This window comes from Mobilitalea sibirica, assembly GCF_015999265.1.
GTDB lineage: Bacteria > Bacillota > Clostridia > Lachnospirales > Lachnospiraceae > Mobilitalea > Mobilitalea sibirica.
Map to the genome: position 1 here is coordinate 123,250 of NZ_JAEAGR010000005.1, position 24,992 is coordinate 148,241.

The 24,992-nt window shown below is 37.1% G+C and carries 17 protein-coding genes and 1 other annotated feature; of the genes, 10 read left to right on the forward strand and 7 right to left on the reverse strand.

The features are described 5' to 3' along the window. Positions 1-9 precede the first annotated feature (9 nt). Positions 10-645: an ABC transporter ATP-binding protein gene (locus tag I5677_RS06790; RefSeq protein WP_197660814.1), complete on the forward strand. Its 636-nt coding sequence runs from the start codon at positions 10-12 to the stop codon at positions 643-645. After that, entirely contained in the window at positions 642-1,415 is a 774-nt protein-coding gene (locus tag I5677_RS06795) for an ABC transporter permease (protein ID WP_197660815.1), read from the forward strand. The genes I5677_RS06790 and I5677_RS06795 overlap by 4 nt, the downstream gene beginning before the upstream one ends. Positions 1,416-1,639: 224 nt before the next feature. On the opposite strand, the gene I5677_RS06800 is transcribed toward I5677_RS06795, so the two are convergent. Together I5677_RS06800 and I5677_RS06805 are read right to left on the reverse strand one after the other, a co-directional pair. Next, entirely contained in the window at positions 1,640-2,227 is a 588-nt protein-coding gene (locus I5677_RS06800; RefSeq protein WP_197660816.1) for a GNAT family N-acetyltransferase, read from the reverse strand. Continuing rightward, entirely contained in the window at positions 2,220-2,831 is a 612-nt protein-coding gene (locus tag I5677_RS06805) for a TetR/AcrR family transcriptional regulator (RefSeq protein WP_197660817.1), read from the reverse strand. The genes I5677_RS06800 and I5677_RS06805 overlap by 8 nt, the downstream gene beginning before the upstream one ends. Before the next feature lie 337 nt (positions 2,832-3,168). Between I5677_RS06805 and I5677_RS17320 the strand changes: the two genes are divergently transcribed. From I5677_RS17320 to I5677_RS06830, 5 genes are all read left to right on the forward strand, one after another. Next, the gene (locus tag I5677_RS17320) at positions 3,169-4,908 is read left to right on the forward strand and encodes a glycosyl hydrolase family 18 protein (RefSeq protein ID WP_197660818.1); all 1,740 of its coding nucleotides are present in this window, start codon (positions 3,169-3,171) and stop codon (positions 4,906-4,908) included. Positions 4,909-5,233: 325 nt separating this feature from the next. After that, positions 5,234-9,487 carry a 2-hydroxyacyl-CoA dehydratase gene (locus I5677_RS06815; protein ID WP_197660819.1) on the forward strand — a complete coding sequence of 1,418 codons (4,254 nt, stop codon included), beginning with the start codon at positions 5,234-5,236 and terminating at the stop codon, positions 9,485-9,487. 304 nt (positions 9,488-9,791) lie between these two features. Continuing rightward, complete coding sequence (locus I5677_RS06820) at positions 9,792-11,219, forward strand: alpha/beta hydrolase (protein ID WP_197660820.1); 1,428 nt, start codon at positions 9,792-9,794, stop codon at positions 11,217-11,219. Between the two features lie 372 nt (positions 11,220-11,591). Then, positions 11,592-13,292 (forward strand): ABC transporter ATP-binding protein, encoded by a 1,701-nt coding sequence (locus I5677_RS06825; protein ID WP_197660821.1) that lies wholly within the window; start codon positions 11,592-11,594, stop codon positions 13,290-13,292. Positions 13,293-13,582: 290 nt separating this feature from the next. Continuing rightward, positions 13,583-15,376, forward strand: coding sequence for an ABC transporter ATP-binding protein (locus tag I5677_RS06830; protein WP_197660822.1), 1,794 nt, complete (start codon positions 13,583-13,585; stop codon positions 15,374-15,376). 232 nt (positions 15,377-15,608) lie between these two features. Here I5677_RS06830 and I5677_RS06835 read toward each other — a convergent pair whose 3' ends face one another. Further along, a complete protein-coding gene (locus I5677_RS06835; RefSeq protein WP_197660823.1) occupies positions 15,609-16,049 on the reverse strand; it encodes a C-GCAxxG-C-C family protein in 441 nt (146 codons plus the stop codon). A 222-nt stretch (positions 16,050-16,271) separates the two neighbouring features. After that, on the reverse strand, positions 16,272-17,219 hold the full coding sequence (locus tag I5677_RS06840) for a DDE-type integrase/transposase/recombinase (protein ID WP_197660824.1): 948 nt from the start codon (positions 17,217-17,219) through the stop codon (positions 16,272-16,274). 187 nt (positions 17,220-17,406) lie between these two features. After that, positions 17,407-17,691 (forward strand) — a binding site (T-box leader). A gap of 261 nt (positions 17,692-17,952) precedes the next feature. On the opposite strand from I5677_RS06840, the gene tyrS reads away from it, so the two are divergent. The 3 genes from tyrS to I5677_RS06855 all read left to right on the forward strand — a co-directional run bounded on the left by tyrS (position 17,953) and on the right by I5677_RS06855 (position 20,582). Beyond that, positions 17,953-19,263, forward strand: coding sequence for a tyrosine--tRNA ligase (gene tyrS / locus I5677_RS06845; protein WP_330617868.1), 1,311 nt, complete (start codon positions 17,953-17,955; stop codon positions 19,261-19,263). Positions 19,264-19,359: 96 nt separating this feature from the next. Beyond that, positions 19,360-19,992: an HD domain-containing protein gene (locus tag I5677_RS06850; protein ID WP_197660825.1), complete on the forward strand. Its 633-nt coding sequence runs from the start codon at positions 19,360-19,362 to the stop codon at positions 19,990-19,992. Between the two features lie 50 nt (positions 19,993-20,042). After that, positions 20,043-20,582, forward strand: a complete 540-nt coding sequence (locus I5677_RS06855) for a GNAT family N-acetyltransferase (protein ID WP_197660826.1) — start codon at positions 20,043-20,045, stop codon at positions 20,580-20,582. Between the two features lie 369 nt (positions 20,583-20,951). Here I5677_RS06855 and I5677_RS06860 read toward each other — a convergent pair whose 3' ends face one another. From I5677_RS06860 to I5677_RS06870, 3 genes are all read right to left on the reverse strand, one after another. Then, complete coding sequence (locus I5677_RS06860; protein WP_197660827.1) at positions 20,952-21,470, reverse strand: nitroreductase family protein; 519 nt, start codon at positions 21,468-21,470, stop codon at positions 20,952-20,954. 243 nt (positions 21,471-21,713) lie between these two features. Further along, entirely contained in the window at positions 21,714-24,104 is a 2,391-nt protein-coding gene (locus tag I5677_RS06865) for a leucine-rich repeat protein (protein WP_197660828.1), read from the reverse strand. 168 nt (positions 24,105-24,272) lie between these two features. Beyond that, positions 24,273-24,776 carry a GNAT family N-acetyltransferase gene (locus tag I5677_RS06870; RefSeq protein ID WP_197660829.1) on the reverse strand — a complete coding sequence of 168 codons (504 nt, stop codon included), beginning with the start codon at positions 24,774-24,776 and terminating at the stop codon, positions 24,273-24,275. Positions 24,777-24,992 lie beyond the last annotated feature (216 nt).

Below are 24,992 nucleotides of genomic sequence, written 5' to 3' on the forward strand. Positions count from 1 at the left end.
AGATAAACCATGGAAAGTATGATCATAAGCACAAAAGACTTATCTTTTAACGATATAATCCATTATCAGGACGTAGGGATTATAAAGAACCAAGTGAATTTTATTGTTGGAAGCAGCGGAACAGGAAAATCAACATTATTAAGATTATTTAACGGAACTTATTCACCAAGTCAAGGTAATGTTTTTTATGAAGGACAGGATCTTAATGAGATTGATACGATTGAATTGCGTAAGGAGATATTATTAATAAGTCAGTCTTTATATCTATTTGACTTAAGCATCAGAGATAATTTTATACAGTTTTATGAATATCGAGGTTTGGATGCCCCATCGGAACAGGAGATGAGAAGATTTCTTGATCTTTGCTGTATACCATTTCCGCTGGAGCAGGACTGTACAACGATGTCCGGCGGAGAACGGCAGCGAATTTATATCGCAATCTTCTTATCCTTTCACCCTAAAGTACTGATGATGGATGAGCCTACCTCAGCTCTCGATAAGGAAAACAGCCAAAATGTGATCCACAATGTTTTATCTTACTGCAAAGAAAATAACATAACCGTTATTATCGTCAGCCATGATCCTAATATTACGGAACAATTCGCAGAACATGTGATAACGATTAAAAGGAGGGAGAGCCAATGAAGGGAATCGTCCAGCTAAATATAGTGCAATTTAGTCTGATCTACCTGTTACTGCTTATCATATTGTACATTATGAAGAGGTCAAAGATTAATCAGACAAAACTGTTAATCGTGGCCAGCCTTCGTATGACCGTACAATTGGTTTTGGCAGGACTAATATTAACTTATATTTTTAAAAATCCCCATCCGATTTTTGTTATCATATATTTGATTGCGATGATAGCATTCTCCATCCGAAGAGTACTATCAAAAAACAAAGGTATTAATCGTAATTTTAAAATAGCATTGTCCTTTTCCTTGGCTATATCAGGATTATTTGTTCTATCTTATTTTGTAATGGCAGTTGTTCAGGTAAATATATTTAACCCTCAGTACACCATACCTTTGGCAGGAATGATTATCGGAAATGCTATGACAGGGGTTACCCTCGGCATGAAGACCTTTATGGAAAGCATTAAAACCCAGAGAAATAAGATCGAAGCACTCTTAAACCTTGGGGTAACACCGAAAAAAATACTTTTGCCTTATGTCAATAATGCTTTGGAGACGGCTTTATTACCTACTATGAATAATATGCTAGGCATGGGGATTATCTCTCTTCCGGGTATGATGACCGGACAAATCCTATCAGGTACCCTGCCAACCACGGCTATTATGTATCAGATCGCAATTATGATTGCAATCTGTACCTCGGTCTGCTTAACCGTATTTTCCTCTCTGCACTTTGGTTATATGACCTTATACAATAAGAGAAATCAGATTATGTTATAGCTGAAAAAGGTTTGTTTAAATGGACTGAAGGGATTTCTGCACCTACTCTTTAGAGGCCATATTCACTTTACGTTTGCCTGATCAATACATTATTGTAGTATCAGGCAAACGTAAAGTGAATATGGCCTTTATACCCTTCACATTTTTATAAAATGAATTTATATTCAAGGTTATAAGATTGTTATTGTCTATGATATATATAAAAATCATATGTACTTATTTTTTTAAGATTTTACATATTTCATATATACAAGATAGTTTACACCAGAAATTTTACTGTATTTCTGTTTTATACGTTTAAATTCTTTAAAGCCCAGTTTATTATACAATTTTACTGCGTTGATATTCGTATCAGCTACCTCCAGTACATATTCAGAATATTGTGGTAAAGAAAACAGGTGGTTGATTAAAGCCAAAGCAACCCCTTTTTTTCTGAATTTTTCTGCGGTCGCAACAAATTCAACCGAAGCCAGTCCATCTCCTGTAACGATGGCAGGTTTTTCAAATTCGTGTTTTAGTATAAAATAAGCCATGGTTCCCTTATAAAATCCTAAGTGCTTTCTTAACTCTTTTCTGTCTAGATTAATGCAAGAGCTGATACCATTGCTACAGGCAGTTATTCCTGCGATTACTTCATCAACAACCGCAACAAAAAATAAATCAATAACAAACATATGCTCAAAAGCATCAACCAGCTTATGGCTATCCTTAGAGAAGAAAGTCAAATGTTTTCCAAACCCTTCCACAAAAATCTCGCTAATCCTTCGTTTCGTATATTCTCCTAAATTACCGGCTTTTTTTATTTCAATCATGGAATTCCTCCTTAATCAATATAGAATATAATATCTTTGGGTTAGGTGTGATAAATCTATCATTTAAAACTAGTTTCATTTCAGCAAGACCTTGAATAGCAGCATAATAAGTCAGCACCATCTCTTTTGGATTCCCTTCCTTAAACTGACCGAAGGACTGTCCACTCTCGATTAACCGTTCCGTTTGAGTAAATAATTCCTGGTTTTTTTTCAGCAGATAATTTACTTGTGGCAGAAAACCATCCATCATAAATGCTTGAGCCATGAGAACCGTAAGTCTGGCAAATTCATCATTTTTTTTAAAGTCCTCCATAATTTCAATTGTAAACTTTTTAATAAGATCTACCGGAGAAGCATTACTTTGAAATTGTTTCGCTTGTTCTTCCAAACCATAGGCTGCTTCATAAACCAATTCTCCAAACAAATCCTCCTTAGATTTATAGTGGCGGTACATTAAACCAATACTAATATCTGCATAACGGGCAATATCTTGAACGCTTGTAGCAAAAAATCCTTTTTGTGTAAATAGATTTAATGCAGCCCCATGGATTTTTTCTCTTGTGAATACTCTCATAGCCTCAAATTGTTCTTTCGTTCTTGGCAACTGTATTCCTCCTTATAATGAATGAATGTTCGTTCATTAAAAATTATATAACTAATTCTTACTCCTGTCAATCCTAAATGGACGACAATATTATCACAATAAAACGTATCAGAAATTTTAAAAAGTACTTAATAAAAATACCATTAAATTTAAGATATTTATGGTGGTTGTGGAGTAAATTACCAGTTCCTTTTCACTATTAGTTAGTTGACATAATGTATATAAGTTGATAGCATTAATTTATACTATTTGTAGATAATCAACAAAAAAGGAGGTTGATATTACTTTCTAATTGTAATCCATTAATCTAAAATGCGACGAAAAGGAGACACCTAATATGATGAGACTCAAGTTAAAGAAACGGGGATTGATTGCCAAGATATTGTTATTCGTAATTATATTTTCGGGCTTATCAGGATCTACAGTCTTAGCAGCAAGACCGAACAGAGGGGAGAAAAAACCTCCTACAGCACCAAGTAATCTCACAGCAACGAATATAACTGATACATTGATATCACTCCAATGGGATGCCTCCTATGATAATAAAGGTGTGTCTTCCTATCATATTTATCAGAATAATAATCATATTGGTAGTACCACATTCACTACATATAATGCAATTAATTTAAAATCTAATAGTACATATACATTTTATGTGGAAGCAATAGATGCGGCGGGCAATTTATCAAATCCAAGTAATTATGTAACAGTCACAACCCTGGGGAAATCAATACCTGAGTCTACGCCGACGCCGGAGCCGCCCCAGGCACCTACACCGACGCCGAAACCAACCCAGGCACCAACGCCGACGCCGGAACCGACCCAGGCACCGACACCGACCCCGGAGCCGACCCAGGCACCGACACCGACCCCGGAGCCGACCCAGGCACCAACACCGACGCCGGAACCGACCCAGGCACCTACACCGACGCCGGAACCGACCCAGGCACCAACACCGACGCCGAAACCAACCCAGGCACCAACGCCAATACCCACTCCAACACCTACACCCTTACCTGCTCCTGCGAAAAAGGTAGTCGGATATTATGGAGCGTGGGCAGCCTATTCCGGTTTTACGCCGGATAAAATCGATGTAAGTAAGCTGACCCATATCAATTATGCTTTTGCCAATATCGGTGCAGATTATAAAATCACTTTGGGATATCCTGAGATAGATCTGGACAATATAAGCAAGTTAAATGCACTTAAGTTAAAAAATCCTAGTTTAAAAACAATGATCGCAGTCGGTGGCTGGTCCTGGTCAGGAAGATTCTCGGATGTAGCTCTTACGGAGGAATCCAGAACTATATTTGCAGACAGCTGTGTAAATTTTATTGTAAAACACGGTTTTGACGGAGTTGATATTGACTGGGAATACCCGGTTGCCGGTGGTTTAGCAACGAATACAAGGAGACCGGAGGATAAACAAAACTTTACCTTGTTAATGCAGAAACTAAGAGAAAAGCTTGACGTAAGAGGAGCTATTGACGGTAAAGATTATATACTGACTTTTGCCGGAGCGGCCGGAAGCTGGTATGTGAATAACATTGAGCTAAACAAACTTCATCAATATGTTGATTTTGCCAATATTATGACCTATGATATCCACGGCTCCTGGGAGCCTTATACAGATTTTAATGCGCCTCTATATATCAATAATGATGTTTCCCCACAATTTAAATGGAGTGTGGATGCGAGTATCAACATCTGGTTGAATGCAGGATTTACAAAAGATAAAATAATTATGGGGGTTCCGTTCTATGGATATATCTATAAGTCAGTTAGCAATCAAAATGACGGATTGTATCAAACTTACTCAGGAAGCGCATCCATAAATTATGCTAATATAGCGGCTAATTATCTGAATGCACCAGGATTTGTTCGATATTACCATCAGGAATCCATGGTACCCTGGTTATTTGACGGATCAACCTTTATTACCTATGATGACGAACAATCCATAGGGTTAAAAGCAGAATACATTAATACCAAGGGCTTGGGAGGAGCAATGATCTGGGAACTTAGTCAAGACCCAAACAGAGTCCTACTAAATGCTCTATACAATGGATTAAAATAATACAATAATTCGATGGGAATGAAAAAAGATAAAATAGTATCAAATTAAATTCTTAGAATAGGATATGGATTTAAATATATAAAGTAATATAAACTGCCGAATCATCCAATTAACAGATGATTTCGGCAGTTTTTTCATAACTAAGGCAAACTCTGTATTCTAATTTCAACATGACATTATGGTATTTGTCTGTTGATTGTATGATTTAGTTAATACTGTACATAATACAAAAGGGTGGAATTATAGGATGTTTATGCAACTTATGAAAGTAAGAAAGACAAAATTTACCCGATTAAGAGACAATTAAGCCGACAGGAGTAACAGAATGAAAAAATATATGTTAGGAATTGATATCGGCTCTACTACGGTAAAGCTTGCTGTATTAGGAGAAGAGAATGAATTAATATATAGTGACTATAGACGTCATTTTTCAAATATGAAGGAAACAGTAATCAGATTAATCAAGGATTGCTACGATAAGCTGGGGAATATTTCTCTGTCAGTGTGTATTACCGGTTCTGGTGGATTATCCGTCTCCGGATGGCTGAACCTGGATTTTGTACAGGAGGTAATAGCCTGCTCCAAAGCAGTTGAAACCTTTATTCCGGAGACAGATGTTGTGATTGAGCTGGGAGGAGAAGACGCTAAGATAACTTACTTTCGAAATGGAATAGAGCAGAGAATGAATGGTAGTTGTGCCGGAGGTACCGGTGCATTTATTGACCAGATGGCAGTTCTTCTAAATACCGATGCAGCAGGTTTAAATGATTATGCCATGGGTTATCAAGTAATTTATCCCATAGCTTCCCGATGTGGTGTGTTTGCAAAAACTGATATCCAACCTTTAATTAATGAGGGAGCAAGAAAGGAAGATATTGCCGCCTCCATATTTCAGGCAGTGGTTAATCAGACCATTGGAGGCTTGGCATGCGGAAAGCCGATACGAGGTAAGGTGGCATTTCTTGGAGGACCACTTTACTTTCTTTCAGAGTTGCGGAAACGGTTTATGGAAAGCTTACATTTGCCTATCACGAATTCCATAGCTCCCGATAATTCTCAATTATTTGCCGCCCTTGGAGCAGCCTTATCAAGCAAACAAGAAGAAGGAAGGGGCATTTCCTTAAAGGAATTAAATGATAGAGTACAAGGCATATCAAACAAAAAAGATGATGAAGTCGGGAGACTTATGCCCTTGTTTATCAATGAAGAAGAGTACCTGGATTTTAAAAATAGACATAAGAAAGCCTTTGTTAAAAAAGTGGAGCTTTCTTGTTATAAAGGAAAGACTTTCTTAGGGATTGATGCAGGTTCTACAACAACTAAGGTAGTCTTAATCGGTGAAGCCGGAGAATTTCTTTATTCCTATTATGGAGGAAATGAAGGAGAGCCTGTTAATAAGTTGATAACTATATTAAAGGATCTGTATAAACGAATACCTGAGGGAACTACAATAGCAAAAGTTACCGTAACCGGCTATGGGGAGGCTCTAATGAAAGCGGCATTTCATATAGACATTGGTGAAATAGAAACAATAGCTCATTATAAAGCCGCCGAACATTTTCTACCGGGAGTTGATTTTATCCTGGATATAGGCGGACAGGATATGAAGTGTCTTAGAATTAAGAACGGTGCAATCGACAGTATCTTATTAAATGAGGCCTGCTCCTCCGGTTGTGGTTCCTTTATTGAAGGGTTTGCCAATTCCTTGAATTTGAAGGTAGAGGAATTTGCCAGAGAAGCTCTTTTTGCAGAAGCACCGGTGGATTTAGGGACAAAATGCACGGTGTTTATGAATTCAAAAGTGAAGCAGGCCCAAAAAGAGGGTGCTAAAATAGGTGATTTGTCCGCCGGTTTGTCCTATTCTGTGATTAAAAATGCTTTATTTAAAGTAATTAAGCTCCGGGATGAGAAGGAACTTGGGAATAAGATTATTGTTCAGGGGGGTACCTTCTACAATGATGCGGTACTTCGTAGTTTTGAGCTAATATCCGGTAAGGAGGCAGTAAGGCCGGAGATAGCCGGACTGATGGGAGCATATGGTGCTGCCTTGATTGCTAAGGAGCGTCATAAAAATGGAGAGGAAACGACCCTGCTACCTCTGGAAGCTCTGAACAATTTTCGTATGAAAGCTGAGCATAGACGTTGCGATAAATGTACCAATCAATGCTTGCTTACGGTGAACTGTTTTTCTAACGGTGAAAGTTTTATCGCGGGAAACCGATGTGAAAGAGGTTTTGGGATCGATGTGCAAAGGAAAGAGAAGGTTCCTAACCTATATGAATATAAATACAGGCGTACCTTTGGTTATCGTCCTCTTAAGGAGGAGGAGGCCCTAAGAGGAACGATTGGTATACCAAGGGTTCTTAATATGTATGAGAATTATCCGTTCTGGTTTACCTTATTTACCAGCCTAAAGTTTCGGGTGATCTTATCCTCGCCCTCTTCAAAAAAACTTTACGAGAAGGGGTTGGAGACGATTCCTTCGGAATCGGCCTGTTATCCGGCGAAATTGTGTCACGGACATATAATAGATTTGGTTGATAAGGGAGTAAAAACTATCTTTTATCCCTCTGTGGTTTATGAAAAAAGAGAATATGAAGATGTAAGCAATCATTATAATTGTCCGATTGTTACCTCGTATCCTGAGGTGGTTAAAAATAATATAGATGACTTGAAGGAAAAGGATGTTAAGTTGCTGACACCATTTCTGTCACTGGATAACGATAAGGTTTTAGTGCGAAGAATCTCGGAAGAATTTTCTGAATATGATATATCTTTGCATGAAATTAAGCGTGCTGTGTCTGCCGCCTGTAAGGAACGGGAACAATATAAAATGGACATAAGAAAAAAAGGGGAAGAAACTCTAAACTATCTAAAGAATAATCATCAAAAAGGTATCGTATTATGTGGGAAACCTTATCATGTTGATCCGGAAATCAATCATGGCATTGCAGATTTAATTGTATCCTATGGTCTTGCTGTATTGACGGAGGACAGTATATCACATCTGGCTATCCTGGGACACAAATTACGAGTGGTTGATCAATGGTCCTACAACTCAAGACTATACCGGGCAGCAACCCTGGTAGCAAATGAGCCCTGTCTGGATATGGTGCAATTGAATTCTTTCGGCTGTGGTTTGGATGCCGTAACAACGGATCAGATTGCGGAACTTTTATCTACCGGCGGTAAGATGTACACTATGCTTAAAATTGATGAAGGGAATAATCTGGGGGCTGCCAAGATAAGAATCCGGTCCTTAAAAGCTGCTATGGAGGAAAGAGCGAGAAATTCCTACCAGCCGGACAAAGGAGAGCTTACTTATCAGAATCCTGTATTTACTAAGGTTATGAGGAAGACTCATACGATATTGGCACCACAGATGGCACCAATTCATTTTGAGCTGATTAAGGAGGCGGCAGAAGCTTGCGGCTACCGTTTTGAAGTTCTGCCGGCTATGGATCGATCTGCTGTAGACGAGGGGTTAAAATATGTAAATAACGATGCCTGTTATCCGGCAATCATTATGGTAGGACAGATAGTGGAAGCTTTAAAATCGGGTAAATATGATATTAACAATACCTCTGTCATCATTACACAAAGTGGAGGTGGTTGTAGGGCAACCAACTATATTGCATTTTTAAAGCTGGGTCTAAAACAGGCAGGATATGCGAACATTCCTGTAATCTCAGTCAATACGGTTGGTTTAGAAAAGCAGCCTGGCTTTAAATTCACATTAGGATTAATAAACCGTTGCATTATGGCGTTGGTGTACGGAGATTTATTTATGAGGGTATTATTTCGGACAAGACCCTATGAACGTTTTCCCGGTTCGGCACAGTTACTATTCGATAAGTGGAATGATAAAGCAAAAGCTAATATTCGAGATGGAAGCAAACGAAGGTTTGAGAATTATATACGGAGTATCGTTAAGGAATTTGACCAGTTGGAGCTTTTGGATGTTAAGAAGCCCAAAGTTGGTATAGTAGGCGAGATCTTAGTAAAATATCATCCCACAGCCAACAATGATATTGTATCAATACTGGAACAAGGAGGAGCTGAGGCAGTTGTACCTGATCTTATGGATTATATCTTATATTCTACTTTTAATTCGAGATTCCGATTCAAGTATCTTGCCGGGACGAAATTAAATATGGAGCTGAGCAATCTGGCTGCAGCCTATATTGAACGTTATCGGAAGGTTATGAAGAAGGAGTTGGAAAAAAGCAGTCGTTTCTTACCACTTACCCCAATTGAGGAATTGGCACACATGGCATCCTCTGTGTTATCTCTGGGGAATATGACCGGGGAGGGTTGGCTGGTTACGGCAGAAATGCTCGAATATATCGAACATGGAATAAAGAATATTATTTGTGTTCAGCCCCTTGCCTGCCTACCTAATCATATAACGGGAAAAGGTATGTTTAAGCCGTTAAAAAAGAAATATCCGGAGGCTAATATCATTCCGATTGATTACGATCCCGGAATATCCAGTGTTAATCAATTGAATCGTATTAAACTCATGTTATCAGTGGCAATGAAGAGCCTAAATCAAGAGGAAAGAAAGAGTAAAATCTAAATGGAAAAGTCACAAAGAGATATATGACGAACAATTACAAGTAACTGTTTGTGAGTTTAACAAAAAGAATTAAGTTGTACACTTATCATAAGCAAACAGGATAAGCAGTTGAACATACAAGCTGTTTATCCTGTTTAGCAAATACCAGACCATCCATTGACCTTACATAATAATTTTAATACATTTCTAATAAACAATTAATTCAATATACTTTTATCCATAGCTTATAAGAGGTAAAATATGTATATGATTAAATATATCAAAAACACTGTTACCATAGAATTGATAGGAAAGGGGAACTTATATGAAACGTATCGTTGCATTTATCATCTTTCTATGTTTCCTGCTCATAATGACAGGATGCTCGGCGAAAGAGGATGGAGATAAGAATGAAGCAGAGAATGAAACCAGTATCACAGAGGTTAACCATGAGAACGAAACAAAGGGTGAAGATGAACAAGAAGAGAATAACAAGAACATTATGTCCTTCGAGGATGAGTTGGATTTAGAAGCATTAAGCGAAGAACTTTCCATGCAGATGGTAGATGAAGACTTTGATGAAGTATATGATACCTTATCCCTGCTGGTAAGAGCACAGATGAGTAAAGAAGCATTAGAGCAGGCTTGGAATACCAACGTAACAGGATTAGGCGAGTTCATAAAATTATATGAAATAACACAGGAGGAATCAGATCCGTACAGAATAGTGAAGGTGATATTACAATTTGAAAATAACGGGCTACAAATTGCTTACACTTATAATAAATCAGGAAAACTGGATGGATTATGGTTTAGTTATGCACCAATAACAGCAGAAGTTGAATCAAATGATACATTTAAAGAGATAGAGATTAACATCGGGGATGAAGAATATCCGGTTGATGGTATTCTAACCTTACCCCAAGGGATAGAAAAACCTCCGGTTGTTATTTTAGTACACGGATCAGGAACTCATGATATGAATGAATCCATTGGTCCGAACAAACCTTTTCGTGATATTGCTCACGGACTAGCAAGACAGGGTATCGCCTCCATAAGATATCATGAATTTTTGTTACAATATCCAAAGCAAATGCCTCAGGCATTTACCATCTATGATGATTCCTTGAATGATGTAGAGAGAGCAATCGACTTTACTTTAAATTCAGATCAGGTTGATACAGACAACATCTATATCATCGGACATAGCCTTGGTGGAATGCTGGCTCCAAAAATTGCCTCCGATCATGAGGCGGTAGCCGGGATCGTAATTCTGGCCGGAAGTCCTAGAAAGCTGGAGGATATCAGTTTCGATCAGAATCTGGCAGTACTTGATACTACACCGGATGTAACTACCGAACAAAGAGACCAGATAATTGCCATGTTAGATGACCAGTTGAATAAGATTAAAGGATTAACAGAAGATGATACGGATACCTTGTTGGGTATACCTGCATCCTACTGGTACAGCCTAAACCAGATTAATACACCTGAAATTGTAGCAAATCTGGATATTCCAATCTTCATCGGTCAAGGAAGTGCCGATTGGCAGGTGTATCCGGAGAAAGATTATGCAGGCTGGATGGAATTATTAGCTGATAAGGATAATGTAACCTTTAAACTGTATGATAATTTAAACCATCTTTTCATGACATCTAACGGAAAAACCGATGTATCCGAATATAACATCCAGAGTACTGTGGATCAAAAGGTTATTGATGATATGGCGGAGTGGATAAATCAGAATCAATGAACTGAATGAATATGTAGGAATTCGTAAGAGATAGCAGTAGTGAAATCTTTCATTTAAGAAAATACTACTGCTATCTCTTACGATTAATAGTAATTATAAATTATCTTTTTATTTAAAGAATAATCTATTGGTGTTTTAAACAATATAAAAAGTGCTGTACATAATAATTGAGCCTTCATCATCTATGAACAGTTTCGCCTCATTCATTATATCGTCAATTATTATCTCGATGATAGATTTATACAGAGATCTGACTAGCCTTCGTCTTGACGATGCCATAGGTAAGTGTTAATATAATATCTGTGCTTAAAACGGTTTCGAACTGTAGTAATCAATACTATGAAACGGACATCAAGCCTTGGAGGTATTCGCTTGAAGAAGGTATTTACATATTTAAAACCATATAGTTTACGAATGTTTTTCGGATTTACCATCAAGGTATTAGGTACCTTTATGGATTTAGGGCTTCCTTGGGTCTTAGCATATATTATAGACGAGATTATACCAAAACAAAAGGTGTCTTTCATATTGTGGTGGGGCGTAGTAATGATTGCTTTATCTATCGGTGCCAGAACCTTTAATATCATAGCAAATCGCATGGCGGCCAGAGTTGCAAGGAATACCATAGAAACTCTTCGTCATGACTTATTTCAAAAAATTCTTAGTTTATCAGGAACTCAACTGGATCATTTTACCGTACCATCCCTGGAAACCAGAATGACTTCGGATACATATAACATTCATAATATGATTGGGATGATGCAGCGAATCGGTGTTCGTGCACCCATTATCTTAATCGGTGGTATTGTGATAACCAGTACCTTGGAGCCGGTTCTTACTCTGGTGCTGATTGGAGTTATGCCCTTTCTGGCTATTGTTGTTTATCTCGTATCAAAAAAAGGAATTCCCCTATATACGGGGTTACAGCTTTCTACAGATCGACTAATACGGGTGGTTAGAGAGAATATTACCGGAATTCGTGTAATCAAGGCTTTATCAAAAACATCCTATGAAAAGAAGCGTTTTTCCGATAGAAATGACGAGGTGGTTAGCAAAGAGCTAAAGGCTGGAACTACCATGGCGATTACTAATCCGGTTATGAATCTGTTATTAAATATCGGACTAACTTTAGTGGTTATCGTAGGTGCATTCCGAGTAGATGCCGGGGCCTCCCAACCGGGTAAGATTGTTGCGCTTCTATCATATTTTGCTATTATGCTTCAAGCAGTGATGGCAATTACGAGAATTTTTGTAATCTTTTCGAAAGCCAGTGCATCTGCCTCCCGTATTGCAGAAGTTCTTAATACGGAAGAAGATTTAAAGACACAACAGATTGACCGGGTAGATTCAGACTACCATATTGAATTTCATCATGTTAGCTTTGCTTATACCTCAGAGCCATGCATAACGGATATTCATTTTGGCATCAAAAAGGGAGAGAGTCTTGGTATTATTGGTTCAACTGGCTCCGGAAAGACAACCCTGATCCATCTTTTGATGCGTTTTTATGATGTGACTGAGGGTAAAATTATGCTGGAAGGAAAGGACATCAAAAGCATTGATAAGCAGGAGTTACGCAGAAGGTTTGGTATTGCGTTCCAAAATGATGCTTTATTTGCTGATCGGGTATATGAAAATATTAGTCTCGGAAGGGAGCTGCCAATCCACAGGGTAAAGGAAGCTACTGAGGATGCTCAGGCTGCAGAATTTATTTCTCAACTTGAGAAAGAATTGGATTTTAAACTGGCAATCAAGGGCAGTAATTTAAGCGGTGGACAAAAGCAGAGGTTGTTGGTTTCTAGAGCCTTAGCAGGAGAACCGGAAATCTTAATTCTTGATGATTCCTCCAGTGCCCTAGATTATAAGACTGATTCCTTACTTCGAAAAGCAATTCGTGAGAATTATAAAGATACCACCAGTATTATAATAGCTCAAAGAATTAGCTCTGTTATGAAGCTGGATCATATTCTGGTAATTGAAGATGGGCAGATGGCAGGGTACGGAACCCATGAGGAGCTTTTAAAAAACTGCGAGGTATACCAAGAGATCTACCAGTCGCAGTTGATGTCTTAATACAAGGAGATACTATTCTTTATTTGTATCAATGTAGATAAAGTGAAAGGGACAGATAAATATAAGAAATATTAAATACTCCTAATACATAAATATATGGGTTACATTTACATACGTTAAGGGTAATGAACAATGTAAACAACAACGTACCTAAGAAGTTGTAGGTATGCTCTAAAAATAAGATCTGTAAGTGTTATTGTTTGTAAAGATGATTACAGTTTCATAGGGATCAGAGTATTTAAGCAGTTAAATTCTTACATTGATTAGCTTACATAGAATTGAGGTGCCATATGCCGGTCAACACAAACACTGGAAGACGAAAACTAAGTGAAAAAACGGATAAGCCAAGAGATACCAGATTTGTTCTGAAAAGACTCTGGCTATATATTTATCAATATAAATGGCTTTTAGCCTTAGCAATCATTTTAACCATTGCAAGTAATATGTTTGCTCTGATTGGTCCGATGTTGTCCGGCTATGCCATCGATGCAATAGAACCCGGGAAGGGTTTTGTGGTTTTTAAGACGGTGTTTTACTATTCCGCGTGGATGATAGGCTTTTATATCGTTTCCTCCATCCTTTCTTATATCTTATCCGTAATGATGATTCGTCTGACCCAAAAGATTGTAAGAAAAATGAGAGAAGATGTATTTACCAAGCTGGTGGAACTTCCGGTCAGTTATTTTGACCGTAATCAGGCTGGAGACATTATCAGTAAGATATCCTATGACATCGATACAATAAACACCTCTCTTTCTACTGATGTAGTACAGATTTGCGCCAGTGTGATTACCGTAGTTGGATCACTAATTATGATGATCGTTATATCACCTCAGTTGGTACTGGTTATGTTGGTTACCATACCGCTTTCTTTGCTCTATACCCGTTATATGGCAAAGAAGGTACGACCTCTGTTTCGCAGACGTTCCGCTAAGCTGGGTGAACTTAATGGATTTGTAGAAGAGATGGTATCAGGACAAAAAACAATTAAAGCCTATGCGGCAGAGAATACTGTAGTTGAACGCTTTGACAAGATTAATAAAGAGACTGTCGATGCTTATTATACTGCGGAGTATTATGGTAGCATGACCGGACCTACGGTGAATTTTATCAATAATCTATCCCTATCTTTAATAACGGTATTTGGTGCAATCCTATATCTTAACAGAGCCATGACCCTTGGAAACATTTCATCTTTCGTGCAATACAGCCGTAAGTTTTCCGGACCGATTAATGAGGTTGCCAATATTATCAGTGAACTTCAGTCTGCCGCTGCAGCAGCTGAGAGAGTGTTTAAGTTAATTGATGAACAACCGGAGAGCCCTGACCGGGATGAAGCTAAGGAACTTAACAGTGTGAAAGGTGATGTTGTAATTGAAGGGGTTACTTTTGGGTATTTGCCGGATAAAGTGATAATAAAGAATCTGTTTCTACATGCGAAGCCTGGCAGTCTGACCGCCATTGTTGGACCAACCGGAGGCGGAAAAACTACGATAATTAATTTGTTAATGCGGTTTTATGATGTATGGGAAGGCAAAATATTAGTAGATGGTACTGAAACAAGAGATCTGACAAGAGAAAGTCTAAGAAAGGCCTATGCCATGGTACTTCAGGATACCTGGTTATTTGCCGGGACAATCTTTGATAATATTGCTTATGGCAAAGAGGATGCTACGATGGAAGAAGTCGTGGCAGCAGCCAAGATGGCTGGGATACATTCTTACATTAAGAGACTGCCAATGGGATATGACACCATAGTGAATGAAGACGGATTAAATATCTCCAAAGGACAGAAACAGCTTCTTACCATAGCAAGAGCTATGCTTTTAGATGCTAAGATGTTAATATTAGATGAAGCTACCTCCAACGTAGATACCAGAACCGAAATCAAAATCCAAAAAGCGATGCGAAAACTGATGGAAGAGAAAACCTGCTTTGTAATTGCTCATCGCCTATCTACCATTCAGGGAGCGGACAATATCCTTGTGATAGATCAGGGAAATGTGGTAGAGCAAGGTACGCATAAAGAATTAATGGAACAAAAGGGTTTTTATTATAAGCTATATAATTCTCAGTTTGAGTAAGCTTATAAACGTCTGCAAATCTCGATACTATTAATGTCGAGGGAAACGTATATATCCTGTGTAAGCGGTTATAAAGTATTATACCACAGATGATATAGATTACTAGGAGCCGGAATTTAGATTCCCTTACAATACTAACCGAGAAATATATTCAACTATATTTAACTGGAGGTAAGAGAAGCTAAAATCCGACTCCTTTCTATGGTATTACAAATATAAACTTTATATGTACCTATTGCTTGAGTTCCATTAGTTCTTCGATTAGCTTCACTGCATCTTCTACATAGATAGGACAAAGCTTATCAAAAAGACCATGCTCTGATGCGAAGGCCCTTCCGCCTTCTGTACTGATATCACAATTTAATAAGTCCTTACATTCGATGGAACCGTACATTTCTTTGAATTTTTCTGTGAATTCCTGAACCAACCGATAAGTGGTTTCCTTTGACTGGTCAGATTGATACGTACCATGTTTTAGCCCTATCAGCATGAATGCTCCGGTCACTGCACCGCAGGTTTTTCCCATGCGTCCCATGCCTCCTCCAAAAGGACAGGCGATTTTTAAAGCTGTGTCCCGCTCTAATCCCAGTTCTTCGCTATAGCTTGAAAATACAGCCTGTGAGCAATTATAGCCTTCATGAAAGCATTGGACCGCTTCTTTTGCTTTGTTCATTTGATTTCCTCCTTTACATATTCTAATATACTGTTACGGCTCGTTCGTATGTCCTAGTTGTATAAGATAATTTTATAACATATAACTCAGGAATATTCCACTAAAAATTGATAAATAATGTTAATTCATGAAAAAAATACTTGATTTTGTGTCGAAACAAATGAAAGATTCAAAACGAAATATAATAAAAAAATAAATCTAAGTAAATAAAATGTAGGTTTGTCAAACATATGTTACACCATACCTAACAAAATCAGATAAGATATTCTGAGGTGATTTCCATCCCAGAGGTCTCATCGGAAAGCGGTTATAATCTCTTTTGTTATATGTAGTTAGCTGATTACTAAAGTCCTCAAATGAATAGAAGGTATGCGTTGCATAGAAACGCTCATTATCTTTTCTGTGGCTTCTTTCGACCTTACCATTATGCCTTGGGGTAAATGGACGTATTAGTTTATGACGAATGCATAATTGATTAAGACGAACTTCAAAAATAGTTGGCGTTTTAGCTTTATCTCCGGATGCAAGGCGTTTTGTGAATTCTAGACCATTATCCGTTTGGATGCATTCTATTGGCATTGGAAAGGCTTTAACAAGGTGCTCTAGGAATTGCATAGATGAATAGGTACTGTGCTCTTCAAAAGCTTCAACGTAACGCCACCTAGAGTATTCGTCAATAGCTGTATACTGATAAAACTTTTGTCCCCTGGCCTGATTGACCAGACATACGGAAGGCACAAACTTAACATCTACCTGAATCCTCTGGCCGGGATACGTCATTTGTTCATAAGGCTTAGGTACGTATTTTGGGTTTTTCGGCTTAATGGCCATAAGTTTTTTCTTGCGGAGGAAGCGGTAAAGACCGGGAATAGATCTTTTATAACCTCGTTGCATAAGTTTTACCCAGAAGATTACCAGGCCAGCATTAGGATTACGACGGCGCATGTTATTAATAAGACTGATCTCATCTTCAGTATGTTGGTTTGGATGGTGATGAGGTCTTCGAGAACGATCTCTAAGGGAGTCCCAGGAGCCATCATAACGTCGTTTCCAACGATAAACGTACTGACGATTCGTTTTATATCGTGCAGCTGCCTTTGAAACACCATATTTATCAGCGTATTTAATTAAAGCTAGTCGAAACCTCATATCCTGTGTTATACTTGCCATACGGAAATGCTCTCTTTCTTTTGTATTTTGGTTGTGGTGACTTAAATATAACACAAAAGAGCTATTTCCGTTTTTATTTAATAAGATTTGTAACACATGTATTGTAATCCTACAAAAAAAATAAATCTAAGTAAATAAAACATATTGACATTGATATAATAGCTTGTTATACTAGCGTTTAAATATTGTAAATGCGATGAAAAGAACTAGTAAGAATGAGATTTTCCTACAGAAAGCTACCGGTTGATGAGAGGTGCAGGAAATATTATTCTGAATACATCTTTGAGCTTCACACCGAACAGAGAAATCTCAGTAGGCTGTTGACGGTTTCCTGCACCCGTTATCGTGCTAGAGTATACCCGAGACATACGACTCATATGTTTGAGAGAATATCCGGCGTACTTGAAGAGGTTGGTTGTGTGAACAGCTGATATATATGAGGTGGTACCGCGAGATAATTCCCGCCCTCAAATTCATGATACATGAATTTGAGGAGCGGTTTTTTTGATTCCTGACGTATCAAGCGGCTTATCGTTTTGATTTGTATGTAAAAGGCTATTGTGGGTAAAGAGATAACATGCAAAAGACCATAGGAAACAAATGCTTGTAAGGTAAGTATAAGAGAAGCTTGCTAAGTATAATTAACATATTCAGTCATTGACCTATGTTAGGGATAGATGAAACATACTTTACAAGTGAAATCTAGAAACAAAAAAAGAAAGGTGGAATAATAATGGAAATCAAGAATAACAACCAAACAGAAAAAATAATAAGAGAACAAAAGCTTGAGGAGGAAAAGATGGTACAGAATAACCTGGAGAACAAAATAAAAATATACGAGATAGAAGAACAGATGAAAATCATCCAAAAAGGAGCGGCACAATTAATTTCAGAAGAAGAATTAAGGCAAAAATTAAGGAATGCTTTAAGAGAGAAACGGCCTCTGACCGTAAAACTGGGATTGGATCCCAGCGCTCCGGATATCCATCTTGGGCATGCGGTAGTTCTTCGAAAGATTAAACAGATGCAGGATCTGGGGCACCAAGCAATCATTATAATCGGTGATTTTACCGGTAGAATTGGCGATCCTACCGGTAAGTCCAAGACAAGAAAACCGCTTTCTCAGGAACAGGTGTTAAAAAATGCAGATACCTATACAAAACAGATATTTAAAATTCTTGACCCTGCAAAAACTACAGTCCGATTTAACAGTGAGTGGCTTTCTAAGTTAAACTTTGAAGAGGTTATTAAGCTGGCGTCAAGCATTACCGTGGCAAGGCTTTTAGAGAGGGATGATTTTAAGAGTAGGTTTAGAGCGAACGAACCTATTGGACTTCATGAATTCTTCTATCCGTTAATGCAGGCTTATGATTCTGTTGAAATTGAAGCGGATATCGAACTTGGTGGTACGGATCAGACCTTTAATATCTTAATGGGAAGAAATCTGCAAAGCAGCATGGAACTAGAACGACAGATCGCCCTCTTTATGCCTATCTTGGAAGGCCTTGATGGTATAGAGAAGATGAGTAAAAGTCTTGGAAACTACATCGGCATATTTGAGCCGGCAGAGGTTATGTATAAGAAAGTCATGGAAATTCCCGACCATCTTATCCTTCGTTATTTTGAATTAGCAACGGATGAACATCCGGATAAAATAGAAGAGATCAAGAAACAGCTTAAGGAGGGAAAAAATCCAAGAGATATAAAACTGGAGTTGGCGAATATTATTACAGGCTTGTATCATTCCACCCAGGATGTGCAAAGAGCGAAAGAGTATTTTGAGACGGTATTCCAGAAAGGTGAATTACCTGAAGATATGCCGGAGTTTTCCATCCCGACAACTATATTAAGCTTACTTGATCTAACACCACTTCTACTTGAACAGGGTTTCATAAAATCAGGAAGTGAGTTTAGGCGCTTAATACTTCAGGGTGGGATACAGATAAACGGAGAAAAAGTGAAAGACTTAGATTATAAACTAGACACAGATATCGTTATACTTCGTTTAGGTAAGAAAAAGTTTATTCGTTTGCTACTCAACTAAAAAACACCTTGATATTATACAAAAGTGGTTTTATGATATAAGAAGAATTTGGTAAGTAGTGTGAGTTTAACAAAAGAGAAATGGCAGGGTCAGCAGATGAAAAGATATGAGGATATGTTCTCATATGTGAAGAACAGATTAGATAAGGCTTACTCACAGGGAGCGGTATCTAAAACAAGTATCCATTATAGTCGTTATCAACATATAGAAAGGGTATATGCGTGGATGAAACGAATTGTATCAGAGCTCTCTGTTGATAGGTCAATCAAAGAAGAAGCTTTGCATATCGCTACGATATTTCATGATGTCGGTTATGGGGTCGAAGATAATAATAAAAATCATGCATTGGCCGGAGCCGGGATATGTGAGGAGTACCTAAGAAAACATGGCTATAGTGAAAATGTCATAGAAGAAGTTATTTACCTAATTACTAACCATTCAAATAAGGAATTGTTAGCTTCCGAAGATGCTTCGATTGAATTGATTATATTGATGGAAGCAGATTTGCTTGATGATACAGCCGCTTTAGGCCTTACCATGGATGCGATGATAACAACTGCTAAGGGGATGCCGAATTTTTATCAGGTTTATCAACATATGTTATCCTATTCCGTTAGTGAAATGAATCAAAATCCAATGGTCACGGAACCTGCAAAACGATTTTGGAGGGAAAAGCAGAAACTAACGAAGGAATTTATCAGACAGTTAGGAAGGGACCTGAATATATAAAAAGTATAACGGACTGAAGAAAAAAATTCAGATAGAGAGATGGAGATCTTATGTTAAAGTTGGTTTTTCCGGTAATAGAAGATAAGGAAGAAGTTTTAAAGATGGTTCGGGAGTACGAGATGTATCCTCCTGACGTTCCGGGAGTTGATAAATTCGAAGGAATTCGAAGTTTCGAAGGTATGGATAATTATGAGGAGTGGTTAAGAAAAATTGAGGCAGGTAGATATAAAGAGAATTTACCGGAGCAATACGTTCCGGCAACGATATATTTCGTTAAATCAGATGATTATATCGTTGGAGTGATAGCAGTGAGACATTACCTGAATGATGATTTATTAAGATTTGGTGGTCATATCGGATACAGCATTAGACCTTCGGAAAGAAAAAAAGGATATGGAAGTAAGATGTTAAATTTAGTGCTTCCCGTATGTAAGAATGAATTTTTTATCAATAAATTATTAGTTACCTGTAAAAAACAAAATATAGGTTCTGCTAAGATTATTGAGAAAAACGGTGGTGTATTAGAAAATGAAATATATTTAGATGATAAAGGCCACACCTATAAGAGATACTGGATAGAATTAATATAATTAAGGGTTATCTCAAAATATAGCGAATAGAGTACACCTAGCATAATTACGTTATATCGCAAATAAATCCTAATGAAAAATACTAATACTATTTAGAGGATTGTCTAAAATACTTTTGGATGGACCTAATGTAATAAAGATAATGACATGATTGTTTCATAAAGAGAAATTTGTTAAAACAGTTCATAGGGTCACCATATACAATAATGGAGCTCATATTAATAGTTCCTCCGATAATGTATTATGGATGCCCCTATGTTACTTTTGTAAAATCTCTAAATAAGGCATTATAAAAATCATGTTAGGATATGACCATATCTTTCTGAATAGAGTAATAGAGAGGAATTCTTTGTTATAGTCTTTTACTGGCTAAAATTTTCCCAAATGAAGCTTATGATAAGGTAAATCACTCTCTTGGTATGGCTCTTTATTCTCAGCCGGATAGCCCACTGCAATTATACATTCAACATGGTAATCATCCGGTATTCCCAGTATTTTTTTGATATGATTTTCCGCTTTATCCTGTTCCTTAGTAAAACGTTCTCTAACCTGAACCCAACAGGAACCCAGACCTAAAGAATGGGCTGATAGCTGCATCAGTATAGCAGCGATAGAGCAGTCCTCAATCCAAACATCACATACTTTTGGATTAGCAGCTATCACAATGGCAAGGGGAGCACCGGCTATCAGCGCACTGCTGGTTTCTCTACACTCAGAAAGCTTTTGAAGTGTCGCTTTCTCAGTTACAACAATATAGTCCCAAGGACGGCGGCTTCTGGAGGATGGTGCTAGAAGAGCAGCCTTTAAGATGCTATCTATTTTGTCCTGTTCAATGGCTTTATCTTGGTATCTTCGAATACTTCTTCTTGTTTTCAGTAAGTCAAGCATAGAGATCAACAACCTTTCTCTTATTTAATATTCATTTTCATTACATATATTTGAATGAATCCTATTATAACAGAAATATGCAGGTAATGATAACATATAATTAATTTCGCAAATTCAATTTAATAAAATGGACATGTTCCATAGCCGTTTGAAAAATAATATGTTCCCTATTAAGTGACAATTTTTAACTATTTACTTGTCTATCTAAAGGGAGCATATTATTTTGTAACTTCTTATCTGTATCTATTTGGCTTTTATAAATTTTATTTTGTTTTCTTTCGCGTAACGTTCCGCATAAGAACCTTTTTTACCATAAATCGTAAGTCCTTCACATCCGTAGAATGATGATTTGCCTATGCTTGTTACGCTTTTTGGTATAGTAATCTTCTTAAGGTTTTTGCAATTTGCAAATGCTGAATTGCCAATCACTGTTACACTGTCAGGAATATGAACATTAGTAATACCTGAGAAACTAAATGCAGATTCTCCGATTAAAGTAACACCATCCGGTATCTTTATTTGCTTTAGGGAAGTACATCTATAAAAGGTATATGTATCAATTATACTAATTCCTTGTGGTAAAGTTACACTTTCTAAACTGGTACAGTCAGCAAATAAGGAATGTGGTAGGGATTTAACACCATCCGGTATCTCAATGCTTTTTAAACTACTACAACCACGAAATACATTATGCCCTATTGTCTCTAGACTTTCAGGAAGTGTAATCGAGGTAATTGAAGAACAATTAGTAAAAGCATTTGCTCCTATTGACGTTATTCCATTTGGTAACTTTATATCTGTTAAAGCGGTACAGTCCATAAAAATTCTTATAGCTAATTTTGTTAATCCCTTAGGTAAGATAACTTTTTTTAGATTACTGCAACCTTCAAAAGTGTTAAAACCAACCATTTGTACGCTATCCGGTAATGTAACTTCCTTCAAATTTTTACAATCATAGAAGGCTCCGGCACCTATGGAAGTTATACCATCGTGTATTTCTACGGTTTCAATAGATTTACAATCCATAAAGGCTTCCGGTTGAATATTATGAACTGTATTAGGGATAACCACATGTTTATCACTTCCATAATATTTTCTAAGATATCCGTAATCATCGATAAACCAATCTCCGTATAGCGTCATATCTTTATCTCCAAACTTCTCCCGGTTTTCTGCGTGCCAACGGGCAAAGGATTCAAAAAAATCCATCGAAAATTCACTCTTCATAATAGAAGTAATAATGTCCATTGGAGGTTTTGCTAAGTTTTCATTTAAAGTGTCTGTCACCCTTTCGTGAAAAATTCTATATGCGTCAAGTCCATATGTTTCTATTATGAAGTGCATCATTCGAAACCCGAGCTGATATGCGCTTTGACCCGCAGTATAATGAATAAATAAATCCTCAAAACCATCTTCTGTGATAATATTTTTATAATTTTTAAATTTGTCATAACTATCGTAAGAACAATTTAAAACAGTATCCTTTTCAGTGATTTTTGCAGTAAAGTAGGTCGTAAATCCTTCGGATAATACTTGCTCCATATAATAGCCATTACGAAACCATGCTACATGAAGTAATTCATGTATAATTACATAAGCATTGCCATCCAAAAGCTTAATGTGCTCCGGTTTAAGTAATATTCCAAAATCACCGATTGCTACGGCATCAACTGCTAAATTGTGATTTGTAACCAGGATACCGACTTTTTGAGGGGTTTTTCTCATTACGTTCTTGAATTGTTCATAAGAACTGAAATATTGCTTTAACTCGTTACCTAATCCAAAATAGAGATTAGCCTTATGTGGTTCGACATAGAAATGGTATCCGGTTTCTATTTCTATAGAATCCATAATGTGATTTATAAGTTCTATTATATTAACAGGTATCTCTACGTTTTCATCAAGAAATAATACAAATCGGCTCGTATCAATATATTCTTCTTTTGATGTTTTATAATACGGTCCGGTTTCTTTACTTAGATCAAGGCCGGACAGGTATACGCCGGAGTCAAATCCTTTTGGTGGTGTATAGGTATTAGAAAGTATTACATTTACCTTTATTTCTTGTTTTATACCGGTTGAGGCATCTTCTAATGTTATTACAGTAGATCCGGTAGACTTAGCCACAAAAAAACCGGAGGTTTTTCCTATGATACCAACTGATTGATCTGAAGAGGTCCAGGTAAGAGAAGGCTCTAATATGCCGTAGGCCTTCCCTTGAAAAGCATAGGTAGAACCATTTTTGAGTTCTTTAGGATTATTAGTAATTGAAACATAAGGATTTTTTACTGTGATTGCTATCTGTGTAGTATAATTTTTTCGATCCTGATTAATTGTAACGGTTATTGTTGCTTTTCCCGGTTTTACAGGTTTTATTTGCCCGTCTGAAGATACAGTGGCAACATTTCGGTTGCTTGATTTATAAGTAACCTTCACATTCTTTTTGGTGTTTTTTAATTGTATCGTGTGATTTTTGTAACCAACGTATAAAGTCTTTTTGGTAATGGTAGATGTTGGTTTTAGGGTCGTCTGAGATGCTTGTACGGGCAGTACAGGAGTTAACGTTTGTAGCATACATGTTATTAATAAAAAGAAGCTTAGTAGTAAATAAATTAGTTTAGATCGCAGTTTCATTCATAGTACCCCCAAAAGATAGTTTTAATAAAATCTGTGTAAATGGTTAGCTACTACATGGGTTAATTTACCATTTTTGTCATTGTAGCAGATATAAATAATAAAATCCAGAGCAACATAATGATAATAAAAAATGTAGGATTTAAACTATAAAAAGTAGGATATATCTTATTTTGTAAGTCTCTTTATGCTATATGTTTTCATGTCATAATACACACCTTCTACAAGAAAAGGGCTTGGCTTTATTTCTTTTATTACCATACAACATTTTTGCATTACTCGTTCTGATGCTAAGTTTACTGATTTACATTTCGCTTCAATTTCTGTTAGGTCAAGTTGGTTAAAACCAAACTTGATGCAATTCCCTAGTGCCCAGGTAGCAATTCCTTGATTTTGATAATCAGGGCAAATGTGATAACCGACTCTGGCTTTTGTTTTTTTTAGAGGATCTGTATAACACATAATAATATTACCAATCACCTTGTTGCTGTGCTTATCAGTGATAGACCAGGCCAATCCGATTCCTTCATAGAAGTAAGAGGCATATTTTATAATCATAGCTTGTGTCTGTTTTATTGACTGATGAGGTGGCAGGCCTGTATATCTCATAAATTCTCTATCGCTTTGATATTCAAAGATATCCTGCGCATCGTCTATAGACATTTCTCTCATGATATAGCCTTCATTCGCGAACATCGGAAAATTCAATTAACTCACCTATGCAAATTGTTTCTTATCTTATTCATATCAAAGATTTTCCGACATAATGCCAAAAACAGAAGATTCATAATTAGAAGTTTGATTTGTGACAGCGAAAAAAGGAATGTAAGGACAAATTATGAAAAAAGCACGCCTGAGAAGGTTACACTGAAATAACCTCATGCAAGT

Coding starts and splice junctions, on each gene's coding strand:
- I5677_RS06865 (WP_197660828.1), bottom strand. CDS start 24,104: ATGAAACTGCGATCTAAACTAATTTATTTACTACTAAGCTTCTTTTTA.
- I5677_RS06820 (WP_197660820.1), top strand. CDS start 9,792: ATGAAACGTATCGTTGCATTTATCATCTTTCTATGTTTCCTGCTCATA.
- I5677_RS06860 (WP_197660827.1), bottom strand. CDS start 21,470: ATGCTTGACTTACTGAAAACAAGAAGAAGTATTCGAAGATACCAAGAT.
- I5677_RS06870 (WP_197660829.1), bottom strand. CDS start 24,776: ATGAGAGAAATGTCTATAGACGATGCGCAGGATATCTTTGAATATCAA.
- I5677_RS06840 (WP_197660824.1), bottom strand. CDS start 17,219: ATGGCAAGTATAACACAGGATATGAGGTTTCGACTAGCTTTAATTAAA.
- I5677_RS17320 (WP_197660818.1), top strand. CDS start 3,169: ATGATGAGACTCAAGTTAAAGAAACGGGGATTGATTGCCAAGATATTG.
- I5677_RS06795 (WP_197660815.1), top strand. CDS start 642: ATGAAGGGAATCGTCCAGCTAAATATAGTGCAATTTAGTCTGATCTAC.
- I5677_RS06800 (WP_197660816.1), bottom strand. CDS start 2,227: ATGATTGAAATAAAAAAAGCCGGTAATTTAGGAGAATATACGAAACGA.
- I5677_RS06790 (WP_197660814.1), top strand. CDS start 10: ATGGAAAGTATGATCATAAGCACAAAAGACTTATCTTTTAACGATATA.
- I5677_RS06855 (WP_197660826.1), top strand. CDS start 20,043: ATGTTAAAGTTGGTTTTTCCGGTAATAGAAGATAAGGAAGAAGTTTTA.
- tyrS (WP_330617868.1), top strand. CDS start 17,953: ATGGAAATCAAGAATAACAACCAAACAGAAAAAATAATAAGAGAACAA.
- I5677_RS06835 (WP_197660823.1), bottom strand. CDS start 16,049: ATGAACAAAGCAAAAGAAGCGGTCCAATGCTTTCATGAAGGCTATAAT.
- I5677_RS06830 (WP_197660822.1), top strand. CDS start 13,583: ATGCCGGTCAACACAAACACTGGAAGACGAAAACTAAGTGAAAAAACG.
- I5677_RS06815 (WP_197660819.1), top strand. CDS start 5,234: ATGAAAAAATATATGTTAGGAATTGATATCGGCTCTACTACGGTAAAG.
- I5677_RS06850 (WP_197660825.1), top strand. CDS start 19,360: ATGAAAAGATATGAGGATATGTTCTCATATGTGAAGAACAGATTAGAT.